General features: G+C 72.4%; 15 protein-coding genes. 5 read left to right on the forward strand and 10 right to left on the reverse strand.

The window, feature by feature from the left end; genetic code table 11:
• Positions 1–76 precede the first annotated feature (76 nt).
• From typA to ACTVAJ_RS00540, 6 genes are all read right to left on the reverse strand, one after another.
• Positions 77–1,969, reverse strand: coding sequence for a translational GTPase TypA (gene typA / locus ACTVAJ_RS00515; RefSeq protein ID WP_470385984.1), 1,893 nt, complete (start codon positions 1,967–1,969; stop codon positions 77–79).
• A gap of 109 nt (positions 1,970–2,078) precedes the next feature.
• The gene (locus ACTVAJ_RS00520) at positions 2,079–2,498 is read right to left on the reverse strand and encodes a (deoxy)nucleoside triphosphate pyrophosphohydrolase (protein ID WP_470385985.1); all 420 of its coding nucleotides are present in this window, start codon (positions 2,496–2,498) and stop codon (positions 2,079–2,081) included.
• A gap of 92 nt (positions 2,499–2,590) precedes the next feature.
• A complete protein-coding gene (recD2, locus tag ACTVAJ_RS00525) occupies positions 2,591–4,807 on the reverse strand; it encodes an SF1B family DNA helicase RecD2 (protein WP_470385986.1) in 2,217 nt (738 codons plus the stop codon).
• A 25-nt stretch (positions 4,808–4,832) separates the two neighbouring features.
• Positions 4,833–5,237: an MmcQ/YjbR family DNA-binding protein gene (locus tag ACTVAJ_RS00530; RefSeq protein WP_470385987.1), complete on the reverse strand. Its 405-nt coding sequence runs from the start codon at positions 5,235–5,237 to the stop codon at positions 4,833–4,835.
• Between the two features lie 85 nt (positions 5,238–5,322).
• Positions 5,323–6,534: a hypothetical protein gene (locus tag ACTVAJ_RS00535; RefSeq protein WP_470385988.1), complete on the reverse strand. Its 1,212-nt coding sequence runs from the start codon at positions 6,532–6,534 to the stop codon at positions 5,323–5,325.
• A gap of 143 nt (positions 6,535–6,677) precedes the next feature.
• A complete protein-coding gene (locus ACTVAJ_RS00540; protein WP_470385989.1) occupies positions 6,678–6,923 on the reverse strand; it encodes a hypothetical protein in 246 nt (81 codons plus the stop codon).
• A gap of 257 nt (positions 6,924–7,180) precedes the next feature.
• On the opposite strand from ACTVAJ_RS00540, the gene ACTVAJ_RS00545 reads away from it, so the two are divergent.
• Positions 7,181–8,302, forward strand: a complete 1,122-nt coding sequence (locus ACTVAJ_RS00545; RefSeq protein WP_470385990.1) for a serine/threonine-protein kinase — start codon at positions 7,181–7,183, stop codon at positions 8,300–8,302.
• Here ACTVAJ_RS00545 and ACTVAJ_RS00550 read toward each other — a convergent pair.
• The gene (locus ACTVAJ_RS00550; protein ID WP_470385991.1) at positions 8,287–8,850 is read right to left on the reverse strand and encodes a hypothetical protein; all 564 of its coding nucleotides are present in this window, start codon (positions 8,848–8,850) and stop codon (positions 8,287–8,289) included. The two genes, ACTVAJ_RS00545 and ACTVAJ_RS00550, sit on opposite strands and share 16 nt — an antisense overlap.
• 266 nt (positions 8,851–9,116) lie before the next feature.
• On the opposite strand from ACTVAJ_RS00550, the gene ACTVAJ_RS00555 reads away from it, so the two are divergent.
• Positions 9,117–11,267: a bifunctional metallophosphatase/5'-nucleotidase gene (locus tag ACTVAJ_RS00555; RefSeq protein ID WP_470385992.1), complete on the forward strand. Its 2,151-nt coding sequence runs from the start codon at positions 9,117–9,119 to the stop codon at positions 11,265–11,267.
• A gap of 98 nt (positions 11,268–11,365) precedes the next feature.
• On the opposite strand, the gene ACTVAJ_RS00560 is transcribed toward ACTVAJ_RS00555, so the two are convergent.
• The gene (locus tag ACTVAJ_RS00560) at positions 11,366–11,791 is read right to left on the reverse strand and encodes a hypothetical protein (RefSeq protein ID WP_470385993.1); all 426 of its coding nucleotides are present in this window, start codon (positions 11,789–11,791) and stop codon (positions 11,366–11,368) included.
• A gap of 245 nt (positions 11,792–12,036) precedes the next feature.
• On the reverse strand, positions 12,037–12,612 hold the full coding sequence (locus tag ACTVAJ_RS00565) for a hypothetical protein (RefSeq protein WP_470385994.1): 576 nt from the start codon (positions 12,610–12,612) through the stop codon (positions 12,037–12,039).
• Between the two features lie 63 nt (positions 12,613–12,675).
• Here ACTVAJ_RS00565 and ACTVAJ_RS00570 point away from each other — a divergent pair, with 63 nt between their 5' ends.
• The 3 genes from ACTVAJ_RS00570 (at position 12,676) to ACTVAJ_RS00580 (ending at position 15,322) form a co-directional block, all read left to right on the forward strand.
• Positions 12,676–12,972 carry a hypothetical protein gene (locus ACTVAJ_RS00570; protein WP_470385995.1) on the forward strand — a complete coding sequence of 99 codons (297 nt, stop codon included), beginning with the start codon at positions 12,676–12,678 and terminating at the stop codon, positions 12,970–12,972.
• Positions 12,973–13,305: 333 nt separating this feature from the next.
• The gene (locus tag ACTVAJ_RS00575) at positions 13,306–13,974 is read left to right on the forward strand and encodes a response regulator transcription factor (RefSeq protein WP_017570862.1); all 669 of its coding nucleotides are present in this window, start codon (positions 13,306–13,308) and stop codon (positions 13,972–13,974) included.
• A 61-nt stretch (positions 13,975–14,035) separates the two neighbouring features.
• Positions 14,036–15,322, forward strand: coding sequence for a sensor histidine kinase (locus tag ACTVAJ_RS00580; protein WP_470385996.1), 1,287 nt, complete (start codon positions 14,036–14,038; stop codon positions 15,320–15,322).
• Positions 15,323–15,412: 90 nt separating this feature from the next.
• Here ACTVAJ_RS00580 and ACTVAJ_RS00585 read toward each other — a convergent pair whose 3' ends face one another.
• Positions 15,413–17,620 carry a glycosyltransferase gene (locus tag ACTVAJ_RS00585; RefSeq protein WP_470385997.1) on the reverse strand — a complete coding sequence of 736 codons (2,208 nt, stop codon included), beginning with the start codon at positions 17,618–17,620 and terminating at the stop codon, positions 15,413–15,415.
• Positions 17,621–17,622 lie beyond the last annotated feature (2 nt).

The raw sequence follows: 17,622 nt of genomic DNA on the forward strand, positions 1-17,622 counted from the left end.
ACCCCTCTGACCTGCCCGGAAACGCGCGGGAGGGCGGCCGGTATCCACCGACCGCCCCCGAGGGTGAACAGAACCCCTACTGCGACTGGCGCTTCTTGTGCGCGGTCATGCGGGCGCGCTCCTTCTGGTCGAGGACGACCTTGCGGATACGCACGTTCTCCGGGGTGACCTCCACGCACTCGTCCTCGCGGCAGAACTCCAGGGCCTGCTCCAGCGACAGACGGCGCGGCGGCACCAGGCGCACGAGCTCGTCTCCGGTGGCCGAGCGCATGTTGGTGAGCTTCTTCTCCTTGGTGATGTTCACGTCCATGTCGTCGGAGCGCGAGTTCTCGCCGACGATCATGCCCTCGTACACCTCGGTGGTCGGCTCGACGAACAGCGTGCCGCGCTCCTGGAGGTTGAACATCGCGAACGCCACGGCGACCCCGGCCCGGTCGGCGACCAGGGAGCCGTTGGGGCGGGTGCGCAGATCCCCGAACCACGGCTCGAACTTCTCGAAGACGTGGTGGGCGATGCCGGTGCCCCGGGTCTCGGTGAGGAACTCGGTGCGGAACCCGATGAGGCCGCGGGAGGGGACCAGCCAGTCCATGCGCACCCAGCCGGTGCCGTGGTTGACCATGTTCTCCATGCGGCCCTTGCGGACGCTGAGCAGCTGCGTGATGGCGCCCATGAACTCCTCGGGAGCGTCCACCGTGAGGCGCTCGACCGGCTCGTGCGTCTTGCCGTCGATCACGCGGGTGACCACCTGCGGCTTGCCGACGGTGAGCTCGTAGCCCTCGCGGCGCATCTGCTCGACCAGGATGGCCAGCGCCAGCTCACCGCGGCCCTGCACCTCCCAGGCGTCGGGGCGCTCGGTGGGCAGCACGCGCAGCGACACGTTGCCGATCAGCTCGCGGTCCAGCCGGTCCTTGACCAGCCGGGCGGTGACCTTGGCGCCCTTGACCTTGCCGACCAGCGGCGAGGTGTTGGTGCCGATGGTCATGGAGATGGCGGGCTCGTCCACCGTGATCAGCGGCAGCGGACGCGGGTCCTCGGGGTCGGCGAGGGTCTCACCGATCATGATGTCGGGGATACCCGCGATGGCGGCGATGTCGCCGGGCCCGGCCTTCTCCGCGGGCTGGCGCTCCAGCCCGTCGGTCATGAGCAGCTCGGTGATCTTGACCTGCTGGGTGGTGCCGTCGGCGCGGATCCACGCGACCTGCTGCCCCTTGCGCAGCTCGCCCTGCTGGACGCGGCACAGCGCCAGACGGCCCAGGAACGGGGAGGCGTCCAGGTTGGTGACGTGGGCCTGGAGGGGCGCGCCGGGGCTGTACTCGGGTGCCGGGATGGTGTCCAGGATGGTGCTGAACAGCGGAACGAGGTTGTCGTTCTCCGGAACCTCGCCGTTGGCGGGACGCTCCAGGGAGGCCTTGCCGTCACGGGCGCAGGTGTAGACGATCGGGAACTCGATCTGCGACTCGTCGGCGTCCAGGTCCATGAACAGCTCGTAGGTGTCGTCCACGACCTCGGCGATCCGGCTGTCGGGCCGGTCGACCTTGTTGATGACGAGGATGACGGGGAGCTTGGCCGCCAGGGCCTTGCGGAGGACGAAGCGGGTCTGCGGGAGCGGGCCCTCGCTGGCGTCCACGAGCAGGACGACGCCGTCGACCATCGACAGACCGCGCTCGACCTCTCCGCCGAAGTCGGCGTGGCCGGGGGTGTCGATGATGTTGATGACCACGTCCTCGCCCTCGGGCGTGGTGTAGTGGACGGCCGTGTTCTTCGCGAGAATGGTGATGCCCTTCTCGCGCTCCAGGTCGTTGGAGTCCATCACACGCTCGTCGACGTCCTGGTTCTCACGGAACACACCGGACTGCCAGAGCATGGCGTCGACGAGTGTCGTCTTGCCGTGGTCCACGTGGGCGACGATGGCGACGTTGCGGAGGTCGCTGCGGCGTGCGGACCCCTCGACGGGAGTGGCGCTGGACATGGGAAAGTCTCGATCTCCTGGTACTGGGTAGAGACCGCAGAGTGCCACGGCCCGTTGCCAGTTTATGCGGTAAGAGGTGTCTGGTTGGGAAACGTGCAGGTCAGACCGGTCACGAAGGGTTGACCAGCAAGGGTGCGAGCGGGTCCAGGAACGGGATGTCCGCGGGCAGCCAGTCGACGGCGCGCAGGTCGGCTGCGGAGAGCCAGCGCAGGGACAGGTGTTCCAGCGGTTCGGGCTCGCCGTCGACCAGTTCCGCCCGCCACAGCCGCAGCACCGCGGCACGGGTGCGGGTGCCGGACGGGGCCGGGAAGGGCGCGTCGGATCCGATCGGGTGCAGGGGCCGGACGGTGACGCCGAGTTCCTCCCGGCACTCGCGGGTGAGCGCGTCGGTGGGCGACTCCCCGTCGTCGACCTTGCCGCCGGGGAACTCCCACCGGCCGCGCAGGGCGGCGGGCTCGGCTCGCTGGGCGGCCAGGACGCGGCCGTCACGGATGATGGCGGCGCCGACGACGATCAGGGTCTCTCGCACGGTTCCCCAGCCTAGGGTCTCCTCCGGGGACCGGCACCCCTGGGGGCACCGTTGGGGCGGTGGCGGGCGACGGGTGCGGCGGAGCGGAGGCCCTAGGCGACACCGCCGAGCCGGTGGGCCAGGGCGGTGTGCCGGTGGCCGGAGGAGGCGTTGCGGACGGCCTGGGCGAGCGCGCGGCGGGAGCCCACCAGGACCACGAGCTTCTTCGCCCTGGTGATCGCGGTGTAGAGCAGGTTGCGCTGGAGCATCATCCACGCGCTGGTGGTGACCGGGATCACCACGCAGGGGTACTCGCTGCCCTGGGAGCGGTGGACGGTGACGGCGTAGGCGTGCGCCAGCTCGTCGAGTTCGGCGAAGTCGTAGTCGACCTCCTCGTCCTCGTCGGTGCGCACCGACACCTCCTGGGCGACCGGGTCGATACCGGTGACCACGCCGAGCGTCCCGTTGAAGACCCCGTTGGCCCCCTTCTCGTAGTTGTTGCGGACCTGCGTGACCTTGTCGCCCACCCGGAAGACCCGCCCTCCGAAGCGGCGCTCGGGCACCCCCTCCCCCGGTGGCGTGACGGCGGCCTGGAGGGCGGTGTTGAGCTGGGCGGATCCGGCCGGTCCGCCCTTCATCGGGGCGAGTACCTGGACGTCGCGGCGGGGGTCGAGCCCGAACCGCCGGGGGATGCGGCGGGCGACGACGTCGACGGTGCGTTCGGCGGCCTCCTCGGCGTCGTCGCAGGGGAAGAGGAAGAAGTCGGTCATGCCCTGGAACTCGGGCGGTGCACCGGTGTTGACGCGGTGGGCGTTGGTGACCACGCCCGACTGCTGGGCCTGCCGGAAGACGTGGGTGAGGCGGACGCTGGGGATCGGGGAACCGTCGGCGAGGAGGTCGCGCAGCACCTGTCCGGCGCCGACGGAGGGAAGCTGGTCGACGTCACCGACGAAGAGGAGGTGCGCTCCCGGCGGCACCGCCTTGACCAGTTTGTTCGCCAGGACCAGGTCCAGCATGGAGGCCTCGTCGACCACGAGCAGGTCGCAGTCGAGGGGGCGGTCCCGGTCGTAGGCGGCGTCGCCGCCGGGGCGCAGTTCGAGGAGTCGGTGCACCGTGGAGGCGTCCACCCCGGTGAGCTCGGTCAGGCGCTTGGCGGCCCGCCCGGTGGGCGCGGCCAGGATGATCCTGGCGCGCTTGGCCGCCGCGAGGGTCACGACGGAGGCCACGGTGAAGGACTTGCCGCAGCCGGGGCCGCCGGTGAGCACGCACACCCTCCTGGTGAGCGCGGTGCGTACGGCCTCGCGCTGGGCGTCGGCGAGATCGACCCGGGTGCGCTCGCGCAGCCAGCCCAGGGCCGTGTCCCAGTCGACGTCCCCGAAGGCCGGGAGCCGGTCGCCGGGTGCCTCCAGGAGGGAGCGCAGCCCCGAGGCGAGCCCGATCTCGGCGCGGTGCATCGGTACCAGGTACACGGCGCGCACCGGCTCGTCCTCCGGTCCCGGGAGTGTCTCGCGGACCACGCCCTCGGTGGAGACCAGTTCCTGGAGGCATTCGATGACCAGGCCCGCCTCCACCCCGAGGATCTTCACGGCGGCGGAGATGAGCCGCTCCTCCGGCAGGTAGCAGTGGCCGTCGCCGGTGGACTCCGAGAGGGTGAACTGGATGCCCGCCATGACCCGCTGGGGGCTGTCGTGCGGGATACCGACCGCCTGCGCGATGGTGTCGGCGGTCTTGAACCCGATCCCCCACACGTCGGACGCCAGCCGGTAGGGCTCCTTCTGGACGACGTTGATGGACGCGTCGCCGTACTTCTTGTAGATGCGCACGGCGAGGGAGGTGGTGACCTCGACCCCCTGGAGGAAGACCATCACCTCCTTGATCGCCTTCTGCTCCTCCCAGGCGTCCGCGATGAGTCGCGTGCGTTTGGGACCGAGCCCGGGGACCTCGACGAGCCGCCGGGGGTCGTCCTCGATGACGTCCAGGGCGTCGGTGCCGAAGTGGCCGACGATGCGTTCGGCCATCTTCGGGCCGATCCCCTTGATGAGCCCGGAGCCGAGGTAGCGGCGGATGCCCTGGACCGTGGCGGGCAGGACGGTGGTGTAGTTCTCCACCTGGAACTGGCGCCCGTACTGGGGATGGGATCCCCAGCGGCCCTGCATCCGCAGCGCCTCGCCGGGCTGGACACCCGCCAGGGCGCCGACCACCGTGAGGAGGTCGTGGGCCCCGTTCCCGGTGTCGACCTTGGCGACGGTGTATCCGTTGTCCTCGTTGGCGTAGGTGATCCGTTCCAGGACGCCCTGGACGACGGCGGGCCGGAAGGTCCTGTCGGACACGGGATGAACACTCCCTCCCGATCGGTCAGACGGTGGCGGGCGGTTCCCCCGGTCGGGGGGCGTCGTCGCCCAGGACGGCGAGCACGCGGTCCCGGTCGGCCCGGCGCAGGCTCCGGGCGACCAGTACGTAGGAGTGTCTCAGCATCTCCACGATCTCGTCATCGGGTACGGAGCCGTCCAGGAGCACCGAGTTCCAGTGCCGTTTGCTCATGTGGTAGCCCGGGGTGACCCCGGGGAACCGGTCACGCAGCTCCAGCGCCAGTTCCGGGTCGCACTTGAGGTTGGCCACCGCCCCCTGGGGGCGCTCCATGAGGAGCGCGAACATCTTCTGGCCGGCCACCTTGTAGACCAGTGGCCCCGGACCGAAGGGCTCGGTCTCGGCCGTCTCCGGGAACCACAGCGCGGCGTCGATGAACTGCTCGGGGGTCATGGAATCTCCTCTCACGTCGAGCGTGCCAGAGGGCACCGACGAACGGGGGCGCCGTCCGGGACCGGCGGACGACGCGGGGCCGGGCTCACCGCCCCGGACCGCCCGGCGGCTCCGGACCGTCGAGGGGGCCGGGGCGGGGGTGCCCGAGTCCACCGGTGAGGGAGGCCACGCGCAGCGCGAGTTCCTGGGCCTGGACGAGGGTGGACAGCACCTCGTCCTGCTGCTGGTGGTCGGATCCCGCCTCGACGGCCAGGGCCTCCAGCCGCTCGGCGGCGCGGCGGTCGTAGCGGTCCATCTCCGCGGCGCGGACCTTGCCCGCGTAGTCCTCCAGGACGCGGACGCGTTCCGCCACCCGTGCGACGTCCCCGTCGAGGACCTCCCTGGCACGCGCGGCGGCCCGGCGGCTGTGCTCCCCGGGGGTGGGGGTACTCGCCATGGTGCGCCGGGTCCGGGTGTGCCCGGCCAGGCTCGTGGCCAGGCCCCACTCCACGTCCGCGAGGACCACCCGGTTGCGGACCGTGTCCAGCAGCAGGCCCTGGTCGTGCAGCGAGGAGGCCAGGACGGAGTCGACGGCGGCCTGGGCGCGGCCGAGCAGCGCGCGGGCCGGGGCGTCCAGCGTGTCGGGGCTGACGTACCAGTCCCGCCACTCCCGCAGCAGCCGGTCCTCCGTCGCGCGTTCGGTCTCGCCCGGCAGGGGCCGCCGCGACGGCTCGTCGGCGGTCCTGGCCACGGCGGCGGAGACCAGGACGGCGCCCGCCGCGACAAGGCCGAGGACGAGCATCGCCACCGCGGCCAGGATCCCGAGGAAGGGCAGCAGGAGCAGGAACAGTCCGACGACCACCGCCCCGCCGACCGGGTAGAGCCAGTGGTCGTTCGCGGGGAGCGAGGCGTCGGAGCGCCAGGACGGGAGGGGCGGCCGGGGCGGCGCGGGTCGGCTTCGGTGCAGGGCCGCCGCGTTGAGCCGGACCGCGGTCCCGTCGTCGACCTCCGGATGGACGGTGAGCCGGGTGGGCTCGTGCCCGTCCCAGTCGTCCCCACCGTCGCCGAAGGCCGCCCCGGGCGCGTTGGCCAGCAGGTCCCGCACCCCGACGCCGCGTTCGGTGAGCACCCAGGCCCCCAGATGCCGGTCCCGGACGGCCAACCGCTGGTCGGCCAGCGCCCGCACGGCCTCGCCCGGGGTACGGCTCCGCAGCCGCGACAGTCCCGGACGTCCCGGCACCGGCACCGCCGCCCGCAACGCGCGGGAGGTGACAGCGGTGACCCGCACGGTGCTGCCGTCGGCGAGGTGGAACTCCATGGCGTCCTTTCCGGCGGACGGGCCCGGGTGTGGGCGTACCTCTCGCCGACTTCGACGCACGAACGGGCTCAACGGTTGTATCCGATCGTCACCGCGGCGGGGGCGGGCGGTCGGCCACCGCCCGCCGGGGACCGAACCGCGGGTCAGGCGACGTCCGGAAGGAACCCGTACCAGATCCCCAGGGCCAGGAGGAGCCCGACGCCGGCCACCGCGACGCCCACGCCGGGGACGCCGTGCTCCTCCATGAGCGCGGGGACGCGCTCGTCCAGAAACGCCCGGACCTCGTCCTGTGTGGGTGCGCCCGGTTCGGCGGGGGCGGACGCCGCGAACGTGGCGGCGAAGGAGCGTCGGCCGGGACGTGACCGGCTCTCAGGTGGGGACGGGGGCATAGGGCGCTCGCCTTCCGGATGCGGGGGGGTGCTGGGACGCTCCGAATCTAGGAGTCGGGGCGGCCCAGGTCAGGACGGCAGACCACCGGGTTTCGCCGGACCCGTGCGCCACCGCGGCGGTGGAGTCCGCTCCACATCGCCGCCTCCGACCGGCGGTGGGACCGCCCGGACCGGTACCCGCGACGCGCGTGTCAACCGACGCGAAACACACCGGGGATAGGATCCGGCACACGCGTCCCCCACCGAACGGGAGCCCCATGAAGGCGCGCGGCATCCGCAGGCTCGGCCCCCTCACCCCCGAAGACCCGCGCACCGTGGGCGGGCACCGGATCAGGGGCCGGGTCGGCTCCGGCGGGATGGGAACGGTCTACGCCGCCGACTCCCCCGGTGTCCACGGCTACCTGGCGGTCAAGGTCGTGCACCCCGAGCAGGCGGCCGACCCCCGGTTCCGGCACCGCTTCGCCCACGAGGCGCGGCTCCTGGCCAGGGTGAACAGCCCGGCGGTGGCGCGGTTCGTCCGCGCCGACGTCGAGGCCGAGCTGCCGTGGCTGATCACCGAGTACGTTCCCGGGCCCACTCTCCGCCACCACGTGGAGCGCTTCGGCCGGTTGCGCCGCGGGATGCTGCTCGGACTGGCGGTCGGAACGGCGGAGGCCCTCCGGGCGATCCACGACGCCGGTGTGGTGCACCGCGACCTCAAGCCGAGCAACGTCGTGCTGTCGGACCGGGGGCCCAAACTGCTCGACTTCGGGATCGCCCACGCGGTGGAGGACCCCGACCCCACGAAGTGGATCAGGCTCCGACGGATGCGCCGCGCCTACCGGGACCTGCGGCTCCCGTCGCCGGAGGGCCTGTCCGACGAGCGGACCGCGCGTCAGCTCGACCGGTTGGGCACCCCGGGGTGGATGAGCCCGGAGCAGTACGGCTCCCAGCCCACGACCCAGAGGGCGGACGTGTTCCTGTGGGGGGCGACGGTCGGTTTCGCCGCCGCCGCGCACGACCCGTTCGGGCACGCGCACCCCAAGGAGATGGCGCGCCGGGTCATGTTCGAGGAGCCCGACCTCGACCATCTGCCGCCCGGGTTGGCGCGGGTGGTGACGGCGGCGATGGCCAAGGACCCCGGCGACCGCCCCGACGCGGCTGAGCTGCTGGGGGAGTGCCTGGCCCTGGAGAACGAGGAGGGCGGCGTGCGTCCGCCCGAGGACTCCGGGGAACGGGGGTCGGGCGCGGCCGCGGTGCGGGCCCTCCTCGGACGCCAGTGGACGCAGGTCGCGGTCCGGCCGCCGCTGCCCCCGCGTGAGGGACCGCGGATCTTCGGCCGGGGGCGGAGCGCGGAGGGGACGGGCTCCCGGGGCTCGGGGGCTCAGAGCAGCCCGTAGTAGGCGCGGCCCTCCCGGGAGAACATGAACGCGACCATGGTGGCGGCGAAGCCGAGCGGTACGACGGACGACAGGTCGCCGCCGACCAGGTTCCAGGCCAGGAGCGCGCCCGCGGCGGTCTGGAAGAGCACCACGCCCCAGAACACCCCGACCGTCCTGCGGGGTATCCGGGACGCCAGCAGCGTGGACAGGACCCCGTACACACCGGTGACCAGGGCCAGCACGGCCATGAACGAGCGCATCATGTCGACGGTGGCCACCATCTCGGCCCCCTGCCCGGCGGCCGGGTCGACCTGTTGCCGGAAGGCCTCCTCCAACGCCTCCGGCGGAACGGCCAGTCCCATGAGGAACAGCGCCGACAGGGCGAGGCCGCAGGCGCCGCCGACGAACATCAGCGTGCGGACCACCGCGACCTTCCGGGGTGTGGGGGCGTCCGGGTGCAGGGCGTCGAGGTGCGCCCCGAAACCGAACAGCCCCCGCTGCGGCGGGACACCGCCCGCTCCGCGCGCCCCGTCGGGATCGTGGGGGTCCTGGCCAGAGGGATGCACGGGGATCCTCCGAGGAAGTCGATGGGCGTGTGCACCCATGGTAGGGGGCCGTGCCCCTCCGGGCGGTGGTGCGCGCACCCGAACCGTCCGACGGCCCCCGCCCGGGGCGGTCCCGGTCCGGCACCGCGGGTTCTCCGCATCGTCACCCCGGAGCACGTGTCAGGAGGCCCTGCGTCCTCTAGGGTGATGCCCTCTGCCCCCCGTTCCCGGGACGGCCCCGCCGTCCCCGCATCCCCCCTTCCCCCGAGAAACTGGAGCCACAGAGCATGACCAGACTCGTGCGCGCGTCCGGCGCGCTGGTACTGGCGGGCGGCCTGGTCGCCTCGTCCGTGTCCGTCTCCGCGGCGGCCGTCGCGCCCCAGGAGGCCCCCGGTACCCAGGCCGGGACCGACTTCACCCTGACGGTCCTGCACGGCAACGACCCCGAGTCCGCGCTGCTGCACGCCTCCGGCCAGCCCGACTTCGGCGGCGCCGCCCGCTACACCGCCCTCTTCCACGACCTCCGGGACGCCGAGAACGCCGGTGACGGTGCGGGCGCGGACGAGTCCGCGCAGCGGGGCGTGGTGTCGGTCAACTCCGGCGACCTCTACCTTCCGGGGCCGGAGTTCTCCGCCTCGATGGAGGAGGGCGCACCGTTCTACGACGCGATCGCCACCAACCACGTCGGCTACGACGCGGTGTCGATGGGCAACCACGAGTTCGACTTCGGACCGGACGTGTACGCCGACTTCCTCGACGGGCTGACCGGTGGCACCACCGTCGTCGCGGCCAACGTGGACGTGTCCGGCGAGCCCCGCCTGGCCGCCCTGGCCGACGCGGGCCGTATCGCGCCCAGCACGGTGGTCGACGCCGGTGGTGAGCGCGTCGGCGTCGTCGGCGCCCTCTACCCGGATCTCCACAGCATCAGCAGCCCCCGTGACGTGGTCCTGGACGAGGTCGTCGGGCCGGTGCAGGCCGAGGTCGACCGGCTCACCGCCGACGGTGTCGACAAGATCGTCATGATCTCCCACCTCCAGAACATCGGCTTCGAGGCGAGCGTCGCCGAGAAGCTGACCGACGTCGACGCGATCGTCTCCGGCGGCGGCCACGAGGTCATGGCCAACGCCGACGACCCGCTGGTCCCCGGCGACGAGGTGACCGCGAACCCGTCCACCGGCGATCCCCTCGCGTATCCGCTGTGGGCGAGCGACGCCGGGGGCGCCGACGTGCCGATCGTCACCGCGGGCGCCAACCACAAGTACATCGGCCGACTGGTGATCAACTTCGACGCCGACGGCCGGGTGTCCTCCGTCTCCGATCGCTCGGGCGCCGTCCGGGTCTCGGGCACGGGTGAGGACGCCGTCGAGCCGGACGCCGAGGTGCGGAGCCAGGTGACCGAGCCGGTCTCCGAGCACGTCGCCGCCCTCGACGAGACCGTGGTCGCCCAGAGCGAGGTCGCACTGGACGGCGTCCGGGACCCGGGGGTGCGCACCCAGGAGACCAACCTCGGGAACCTGATGGCCGACGCCCTGCTGGACACCGGCCGGCGCAACGCGGCGGAGTACGGGGTCCCCGAACCGCAGATCGGCATCCAGAACGGCGGCGGCATCCGCAACTCGTCGGTCATCCCGGCGGGACCGCTGACGGCGCTGGACACCTACGGGATCGCGCCGTTCGCCAACCAGGCCGTGGTGGTGCCGGACCTCCCGCGCTCGCAGATCAAGGAGCTGCTCGAACACGGCGTGCACGCCGCGCCCGCGGCCAACGGGGGGTTCATGCAGGTCGGCGGCGTGAACTTCGCCTACGACCCGGAGCGCACCGCCCAGGAGGTCGACGCGGACGGCCGGGTGGTCACCCCCGGCGACCGGGTCCGCGAGGTGATCCTGCACGACGGCACGGTCATCGTGCGGGACGGCGCGGTGGTCGAGGGCGACCCGATCACGGTCGCCACGATCGACTTCTCCGCGCGCGGCGGCGACATGTACCCGTTCCGCGGGGCCGACTTCACCGTCGTGGGCGCGACCTACCAGGGCGCCTTGGAGCAGTACCTGACGGGGGCCCTGGAGGGCCGGGTGACCGCCGAGCGCTACCCCGAGGGCGGTTCGGGCCGGATCGTGGTCGGTGACCGGGCCACCGACCCGGTCGGCACGCCGAACGGCACGCTGGAGCTGCACCGCACGCCGGTCCGGGAGCCCGCGACGGCGATCCTGGGCTACTCCACCGACTCCCCGGGCCGCGACAACCGCGTGGCGGTGTTCGCCGAGGGGGTCTCCCCCGGTGAGGGGGATCCGCTGGCCACGCGCGGGGCCCGTCGCGCGTGGGGCCGTGTTCCCGTGAGCACGCGTGTGCTGGGGGCCGGTACGTTCACCGCCTACCTGCTCGACGGCGACGGGGCCGTCCTGGCCGGCCCGCTGACCTTCGAGGTCGAGGGACGCTGATCCGGCGGCGCCCGTCCCGGCTCCCTCTCGGGGCGGCCGGGACGGCGCCGTCCCGGCCGCCGGTGCGGGGCGGGCGCCCCGGGCCGGCGGCCGGGGCCTCAGCAGCGCGGCAGGCCCTCGATCGGCTGCCACGGCTCGGACGCCTCGAAGGCGGTCGCACTGACGAACACGTCCCGGTTGCCGGTGTCGTCGTCGGTGAGCACCCACCACATGGTGCTGTTGCCCTGGCCGTCGGTGTGCGGCTGCCCCTTGGCCTGGCAGAAGACGTAGTGCCGTCCCGGCCAGAGCCAGCCGCCCGTCGCGTAGCGGGTGTCCGCGGACCAGTAGGTGCTGGCGTCCCGCCAGGTCGTGTAGTACAGCCGCGGTGAGGCGGACTCCGCCCGCGCCTGGGTCGGCGAGAGCGGCGCCGGGACCGGTGCCCGCACGGCCGCGCTCTCCGCCGTGGCGGCCGGGGCCGACAGCGCCATGGGCGTCGTGAGCCCCAGGACCGCCGTCATCACTCTCAGGAATCGTCTGCTGGCCATCGCCGCTCCTCGTCCCGCCCCGGACGCGGGGGCGGGGGTGGTTGCCGGTGTCGGCGCTCCGGCCGGGCTGGCGGCCGCGGGGGGTGTTCTGGGCCGGCACCAGGGTGGATGTGCTCGGTGGAGCGGCCCCGGACCACACAAGCCCGACGGACCGCACCAACAAGGCAATTGTCACCCGAAGTGACAGCTCACGCGCGTAACGACACGAGGCGGCGCCCCGGACGGAGGGGCGCCCGGCGCCCGGCTCAGAAGCAGCCGACGGCCTCCTCGGCGGCGGTGGCCATGTCGTCGCGTTCGCCCTGGTCCAGGCCGTTCTGCTCGAACCAGATGAGCACGAAGTGGCACGCGCTCTGCACGTCGACGGAGTCACCCTCCTCGTCCGCGCCCAGGAGCCCCGTCATGAACGCGGCGGCGCCGACGCTGTCGAAGGCGATGACCCGCACCAGGTTGGTGTCGATCGCGGAGGTGCACTGGAAGAACGCGTCCTCGCCCTCCGCGGACTCGCAGATGTCGCCGGTGGTGTCGATCCGGTCGGTGATGTCGAAGTCGGCGGACAGCTCGTCGAGCAGCTCCGTGGAGGTGAGCAGCTCCTCCGGCTCGATCTCCTCCTCGGTGGGCTCGGGTTCGTCGGTCGGCGCGGTCTCCTCGGTGGGTTCCGGTGTCGGCTCCTCGGTCGGCCCCTCCGAGGGGGAGGGGTCCTCGGTGGGTTCGGGCGCGGGACCGGCGGTGAGTCCGCCCACCACCGTCTGCCCGAGCACGAGCCCACCGCCGAGGAAGGAGGCTCCCGCGAGGACCGCGATGACCGTGAGTACGGCCAGCACACCGGTCCCGTAGCGCCCGCGCCCCGGCGGAGGGGGCGGGGTGGGCCCTGCCGGACCCTGGGGATGCTGCGGTCCCTGGGGCGGACCCTGGGGCGGACCCTGCGGTGGTTGCTGCCCCTGGAAGTCCTGCGGTGGCTGGGGGTGCGGTGGAGCCTGCTGGTGCTGCCAGTACTGCGGTTCCTGGGGCTGGCCGGGTTGCTGCGCCCGCGGGTCCAGGAACGCCTGGGGGTAACGGGGCTGCTGGCCCTGCACCCCCTGGGGATGCTGCGGTCCCTGGGGCGGCGGCCCGAAGCCGCCTCCCGGGTCGGGGGTGTGCTCGTTCACGAAGGGGCTCCTCGGGGTCTGGGGATCTGGGGATGATCGCGCTCGGACGGGGGTCGGCGGCCGAACACGGATCCGACACCGCGTCGATGCCCACCGGAGCCGCCTCCATGTCCCGTCGCGTGATGCAGTGTCCCACTTCCGCACGGTGAGGGATGCCCAGGGGCGCCCCGGAAACGCACACGGCGCAGCGGACTCCACCCGCACACGAGCACCCAGCATCCTGGTATCGCCAAGAAAAAGCAAAGAAAATTCACAATAGGGATGAATGAACGGATTGCCCGGTATGGGATTAGCGTATTTTCGGCCAACCTTGGGCCATCCGGCGCGCATAATAGGGAAATGCGCGACCCCAGACCTACGATCAGGAGCATGACCTGCGTTTTGCTGGCCGAAGACGATGTCTCGATCTCCGAGCCCCTCGCGCGTGCGCTCCGCCGCGAAGGGTACACGGTGGACGTGACCGTCAACGGCATTGAGACACTCGACCGTGCCCGTGCGGGAGACATCGACCTGATGGTCCTGGACCTCGGGCTGCCCGAAATGGACGGCCTCGAGGTGGCACGTCGGCTGCGCGCCGAGGGTCACGGCACGCCCATCCTCATCCTCACCGCCCGCGCGGACGAGGTCGACACCGTGGTCGGGCTCGACGCGGGGGCGGACGACTACGTCACCAAACCGTTCCGCCTGGCCGAGCTCCTCGCCCGTGTCCGGGCCCTCCTGCGACGCGGCGGGGCCGAGGTTCCGGTCGTCCACGGTGTACGCATCGACAACGACTCCCGCCGCGCCTGGCTCGGTGAACGCGAACTCCAGCTGACCACGAAGGAGTTCGACCTCCTGCGTGTGCTGGTCCGCGACGCGGGCAAGGTGGTGACCCGCGAGCAGATCATGCGCGAGGTGTGGGACACCAACTGGTGGGGGTCGACCAAGACCCTGGACATGCACATCTCCTGGCTGCGCCGCAAGCTCGGCGACGACGCCAACCAGCCGTCCTACATCACCACCGTGCGGGGTGTGGGCTTCCGCTTCGAACGGGACTGACCCGACCGCGCGCCGACACGCTGGACGCGATCGGCCGCCCGGGTCGCACGGATGAGGTGACATGCGCAGGCGGATGGTTTTCTCCACCCTCGTGGTGACCGTCATCGCCGTCATGCTGCTCGGCCTGCCGCTGGGTGCGCTCACGTACAAGATGGTGCACGACGAGGCCAGCCAGCAGCTCCGGAGCGAGGCGGAACTCATCGGCGCGGAGAGCGACAACATGCTCGAACTCCAGGGCGACCTGGACCTCGCCGAGCTGGCTTCCGAGCACCCGCGCCGGTTCATACGCATCACGCCCCCCGGGGAGACCACCGCGACGACGGCCGGCGACCCCACCCTGAACCCCGCCGTACCGGACGCACCGAGCCTGCTCCGGGCCACGGACACCACCGCCCGCGGCACGCACGTCCAGGTGTGGGCGAGCGCGGACAGGGTCCAGCGCAGCGTGGTCCGTGCCTGGCTCGGGATCGGATCGCTGTCCCTGCTCGCCATCGGCGTGGCCGTGGGGCTGTCGATGTTCCAGGCCCGCAGGCTCACCCTGCCCCTGGCCGACCTGGCGGCCACCGCGGAGCGTCTGGGATCGGGCGTGGCCACCCCGTGGGGCCACCGCTACGGCATACCCGAGGCGGACCGGGTGGCCGAGGTGCTCGACCGCAGCGCCGAGCGCATCGCCGGGCTCATCGCCACCGAGCGCCACTTCGCCACCGACGCCTCGCACCAGCTGCGCACGCCGCTCACCGCGCTGACCATGCGCCTGGAGGAGATCGTCGCCGAGGCCGCCGACCCCGAGGTGGTCCGGGAGGAGGGCGAGGCCGCCCTCGCCCAGACCGAACGCCTCGTCGAGACCGTCGAGAGCCTGCTGGGGCGGGCCCGCAAGAGCCAGAACCCCGAGGTGGAACCGGTGGAGCTCGACCCGGTGCTCAACCACCTCCAGGCCGAGTGGTCCCCGGTCTTCCAGCAGGAGAGGCGCGACCTGGTCGTCGCGGGGGACCCGGGGCTGACCGCCATGACCGTGCCGAGCGACCTCGCGCAGATCCTCGCCACGCTGGTCGAGAACGCCTACAAGCACGGCGCGGGCACGGTGACCATCCGCCGCCTCGACACCGGCCACTCCGTGCGCGTCGAGGTCAGCGACGAGGGCGACGGCGTCCCCGAACACCTGTCGGGGCGCATCTTCGACCGCGAGGTCAGCGGTGACGGCGGTACAGGTCTGGGGCTGGCCCTGGCCCGGCACATCGCCGAGTCGGAGGGGGCCCGGATCGAGCTGGTGCAGACCCGGCCGACCACCTTCGCGCTGTTCCTGCCCGCGGGTGCGGGCGGTCTGTCGAAGATGACCGGCCCGGTCTGACTGTGTTTGTCGTGGTCCTCCGCTTCGCTTCGGACCGTGTTCGGGAGCCCCCTGGAGCGACCGCCCCGCCTTGGCCCAAAGCAAACACTGCTAGGCCACGGTCGGGGTCGACGCCGCCTGGGGCACCTTCCCGCGCACCACCAGGTCGCTCCACAGCGAGCGCACCCGCGCCAGCCCGTAGGCCCCGGTCACCTCCGCGCGGGCCCGTTCGGCCTCCTCCCCGAAGCGCCCCTCGGACACGACCGTGTGGATGGCCTCGGCCATCTCCACCGCGTCGTCGTGGATCCAGTGCGGGTCGTAGATGGTGTCCGCGCCCGGCCACGGCAGCAGCGCGGGCACCCCGCCCGAGGCGGCGCACTCGGCGGGCGCCAGGTGGAACGACTCGTCGTCGCTGGTGGAGAGCATGAACCCCACGCGCCGCAGCCAGGTGGCCACGTCCGGACCGAACGGGTCGAAGACCACAGCCGACGCGAGCCGCTCGTCGCGCTGGATCCGCCGGTAGACGCCCTCGAAGTAGGCGCGCTCCTCGGGCCGGTTCCAGATCCACCAGTAGTCCCACGGCTGCTTGGTCTTGATCGACAGCGTGTACCGGGGGTCCATCCGCCGCAGTTCCGCGAGCACGTCCAGCCCGCGGTCCAGGCGCTTGCGCGAGGGCGCGATCCCGATCATGCCCAGGGAGTACTCCGCGCCCGCGAGCTTGGGCCGGTGCAGCTGTTCGTCGTCCACCCAGTTGGGCACGACGACCACCTTGTCGGCGGGCCAGCCGGTGATCTCCCGGGTCAGGTCGGCGTAGTGGGGGCTGACGCACACCACCGCGTCCACCTTGTCGATGTCGAGTCTGCGCGGCCACTCGGCGTAGAGCTCGAACCGGTGCAGACGCACGACCAACCGCTGGTCGGGGCGTTTCCACTTGGCGTAGAACAGCGCGTTGGGTCCGCACCACTCACAGATCACCACGTCCGCCCACCCGGCGAGTTCACGGGAGCGGTACTGGTCGTGGGTGCTCAGGCCCTCCCACTGGTCGATCCGCACGTCGAGCCCGGGCAGGGAGTCCAGGTAGTCGGCCAGGCGGGTGAAGAACTTCAGGTCGTGCCCGGCCACGACCACCTTGAGCGGGCGCTCCGGGTCGGTCCCGGCCGGTGCGGGCGGGAGCGCCTCGGTCAGGCAGCGGCGCAACCGCGCGGCGGCGCGTTCCAGGGTGTGGTCGGCCGCGGCCCGGCGGCAGCGCTCGGCCGCGTCCGCGTAGACGGCGCGGTCGGCGTGGGCCCGGGCCACGGCGGCGGCGACCGAGCCGACCCCGGTGCCGGCGAAGAGCGGGTAGTCCCCGCCCAGCATGGCCTCGTGCATCGGGGTGCGGTTGAGGACCACCGGCAGGCCGAGCGCGCCCAGTTCGAGGACCTTGGTGGACAGTTCGAGGCTGGCGTCCATGGACGGGTCGCGCCAGGAGAGCCCGAAGTCGCATCCGGCGGCCTGGCGGAGCGCCTCGGCGCGCGCCATACCGCCGCGCCAGTCCACCCCGTCGGTGTTCTCCAGCCCCCTGCGCATGCGCTTGGCCCAGTCCGGCGGGTCGGAGTGGATCTTGTCGCCGATCATCACCACCTCGGCGTCCACACCGAGCCGCGCCAACTCGGCCGGGAGCTCGGTCATCTCCAGGGTGTTCCAGCCGGGTGCGAACTTGCCCGTGTAGGCGAGGCGGGCGCGGGCGTGCACCTCCCCGTCGGCGCGGACGTCGTCGGGGACCACGACCACGGGCGGGAACAGCACCGAACGCCCGCAGGCGGCGGGGACCGACGACTCCAGGAAGGCCCGCAGCTCCTCGGTCTGGCACAGCAGGAACCGGGAGGCGAGCGCGATGTCGGTGAGTTCGGCCGTGGCGGTGGCCGTGAACTCCGCGACACCGTGCGGGAAGTCGGTCAGGTAGGTCCACAGCCGTCCGGACAGGGACTCCTCCTGCGCGGCCAGCCCCGCCAGGCGCCTGCCCCGCACCACCACGAGGTCGAAGTGCGACCGCTCGTCCTGCCTGGTGATCAGGGTGACTGCCTGTTCCGGGGTGAGTCCCCTGGGCCCGAGGTCGGACAGGAGCTTGTCCTCGTAGGGCCGCAGCAGCCGGACGCCGGGCACCTCCGTCAGGGGCGCGGTCAGCCGGTCGGTGCGCACGGGCGCCTTGAGTAGGAGGGTGACCTCGCATCCGGCGGCGGCCAGGGCCTGCGCCATCGACTGCGCCCAGATCGCGGAACCGTCGATGATGTTGAGATCCACGTCCCCGTACAGGAGTGCGCGCGGAGGAGGTGTACTCACGT

This window comes from Nocardiopsis sp. KDC1DS13DA1, from assembly GCF_055632325.1.

Coding starts and splice junctions, on each gene's coding strand:
- typA (WP_470385984.1), bottom strand. CDS start 1,969: ATGTCCAGCGCCACTCCCGTCGAGGGGTCCGCACGCCGCAGCGACCTC.
- ACTVAJ_RS00530 (WP_470385987.1), bottom strand. CDS start 5,237: ATGACCCCCGAGCAGTTCATCGACGCCGCGCTGTGGTTCCCGGAGACG.
- ACTVAJ_RS00535 (WP_470385988.1), bottom strand. CDS start 6,534: ATGGAGTTCCACCTCGCCGACGGCAGCACCGTGCGGGTCACCGCTGTC.
- ACTVAJ_RS00540 (WP_470385989.1), bottom strand. CDS start 6,923: ATGCCCCCGTCCCCACCTGAGAGCCGGTCACGTCCCGGCCGACGCTCC.
- ACTVAJ_RS00545 (WP_470385990.1), top strand. CDS start 7,181: ATGAAGGCGCGCGGCATCCGCAGGCTCGGCCCCCTCACCCCCGAAGAC.
- ACTVAJ_RS00555 (WP_470385992.1), top strand. CDS start 9,117: ATGACCAGACTCGTGCGCGCGTCCGGCGCGCTGGTACTGGCGGGCGGC.
- ACTVAJ_RS00560 (WP_470385993.1), bottom strand. CDS start 11,791: ATGGCCAGCAGACGATTCCTGAGAGTGATGACGGCGGTCCTGGGGCTC.
- ACTVAJ_RS00570 (WP_470385995.1), top strand. CDS start 12,676: ATGCTGCGGTCCCTGGGGCGGACCCTGGGGCGGACCCTGCGGTGGTTG.
- ACTVAJ_RS00575 (WP_017570862.1), top strand. CDS start 13,306: ATGACCTGCGTTTTGCTGGCCGAAGACGATGTCTCGATCTCCGAGCCC.
- ACTVAJ_RS00580 (WP_470385996.1), top strand. CDS start 14,036: ATGCGCAGGCGGATGGTTTTCTCCACCCTCGTGGTGACCGTCATCGCC.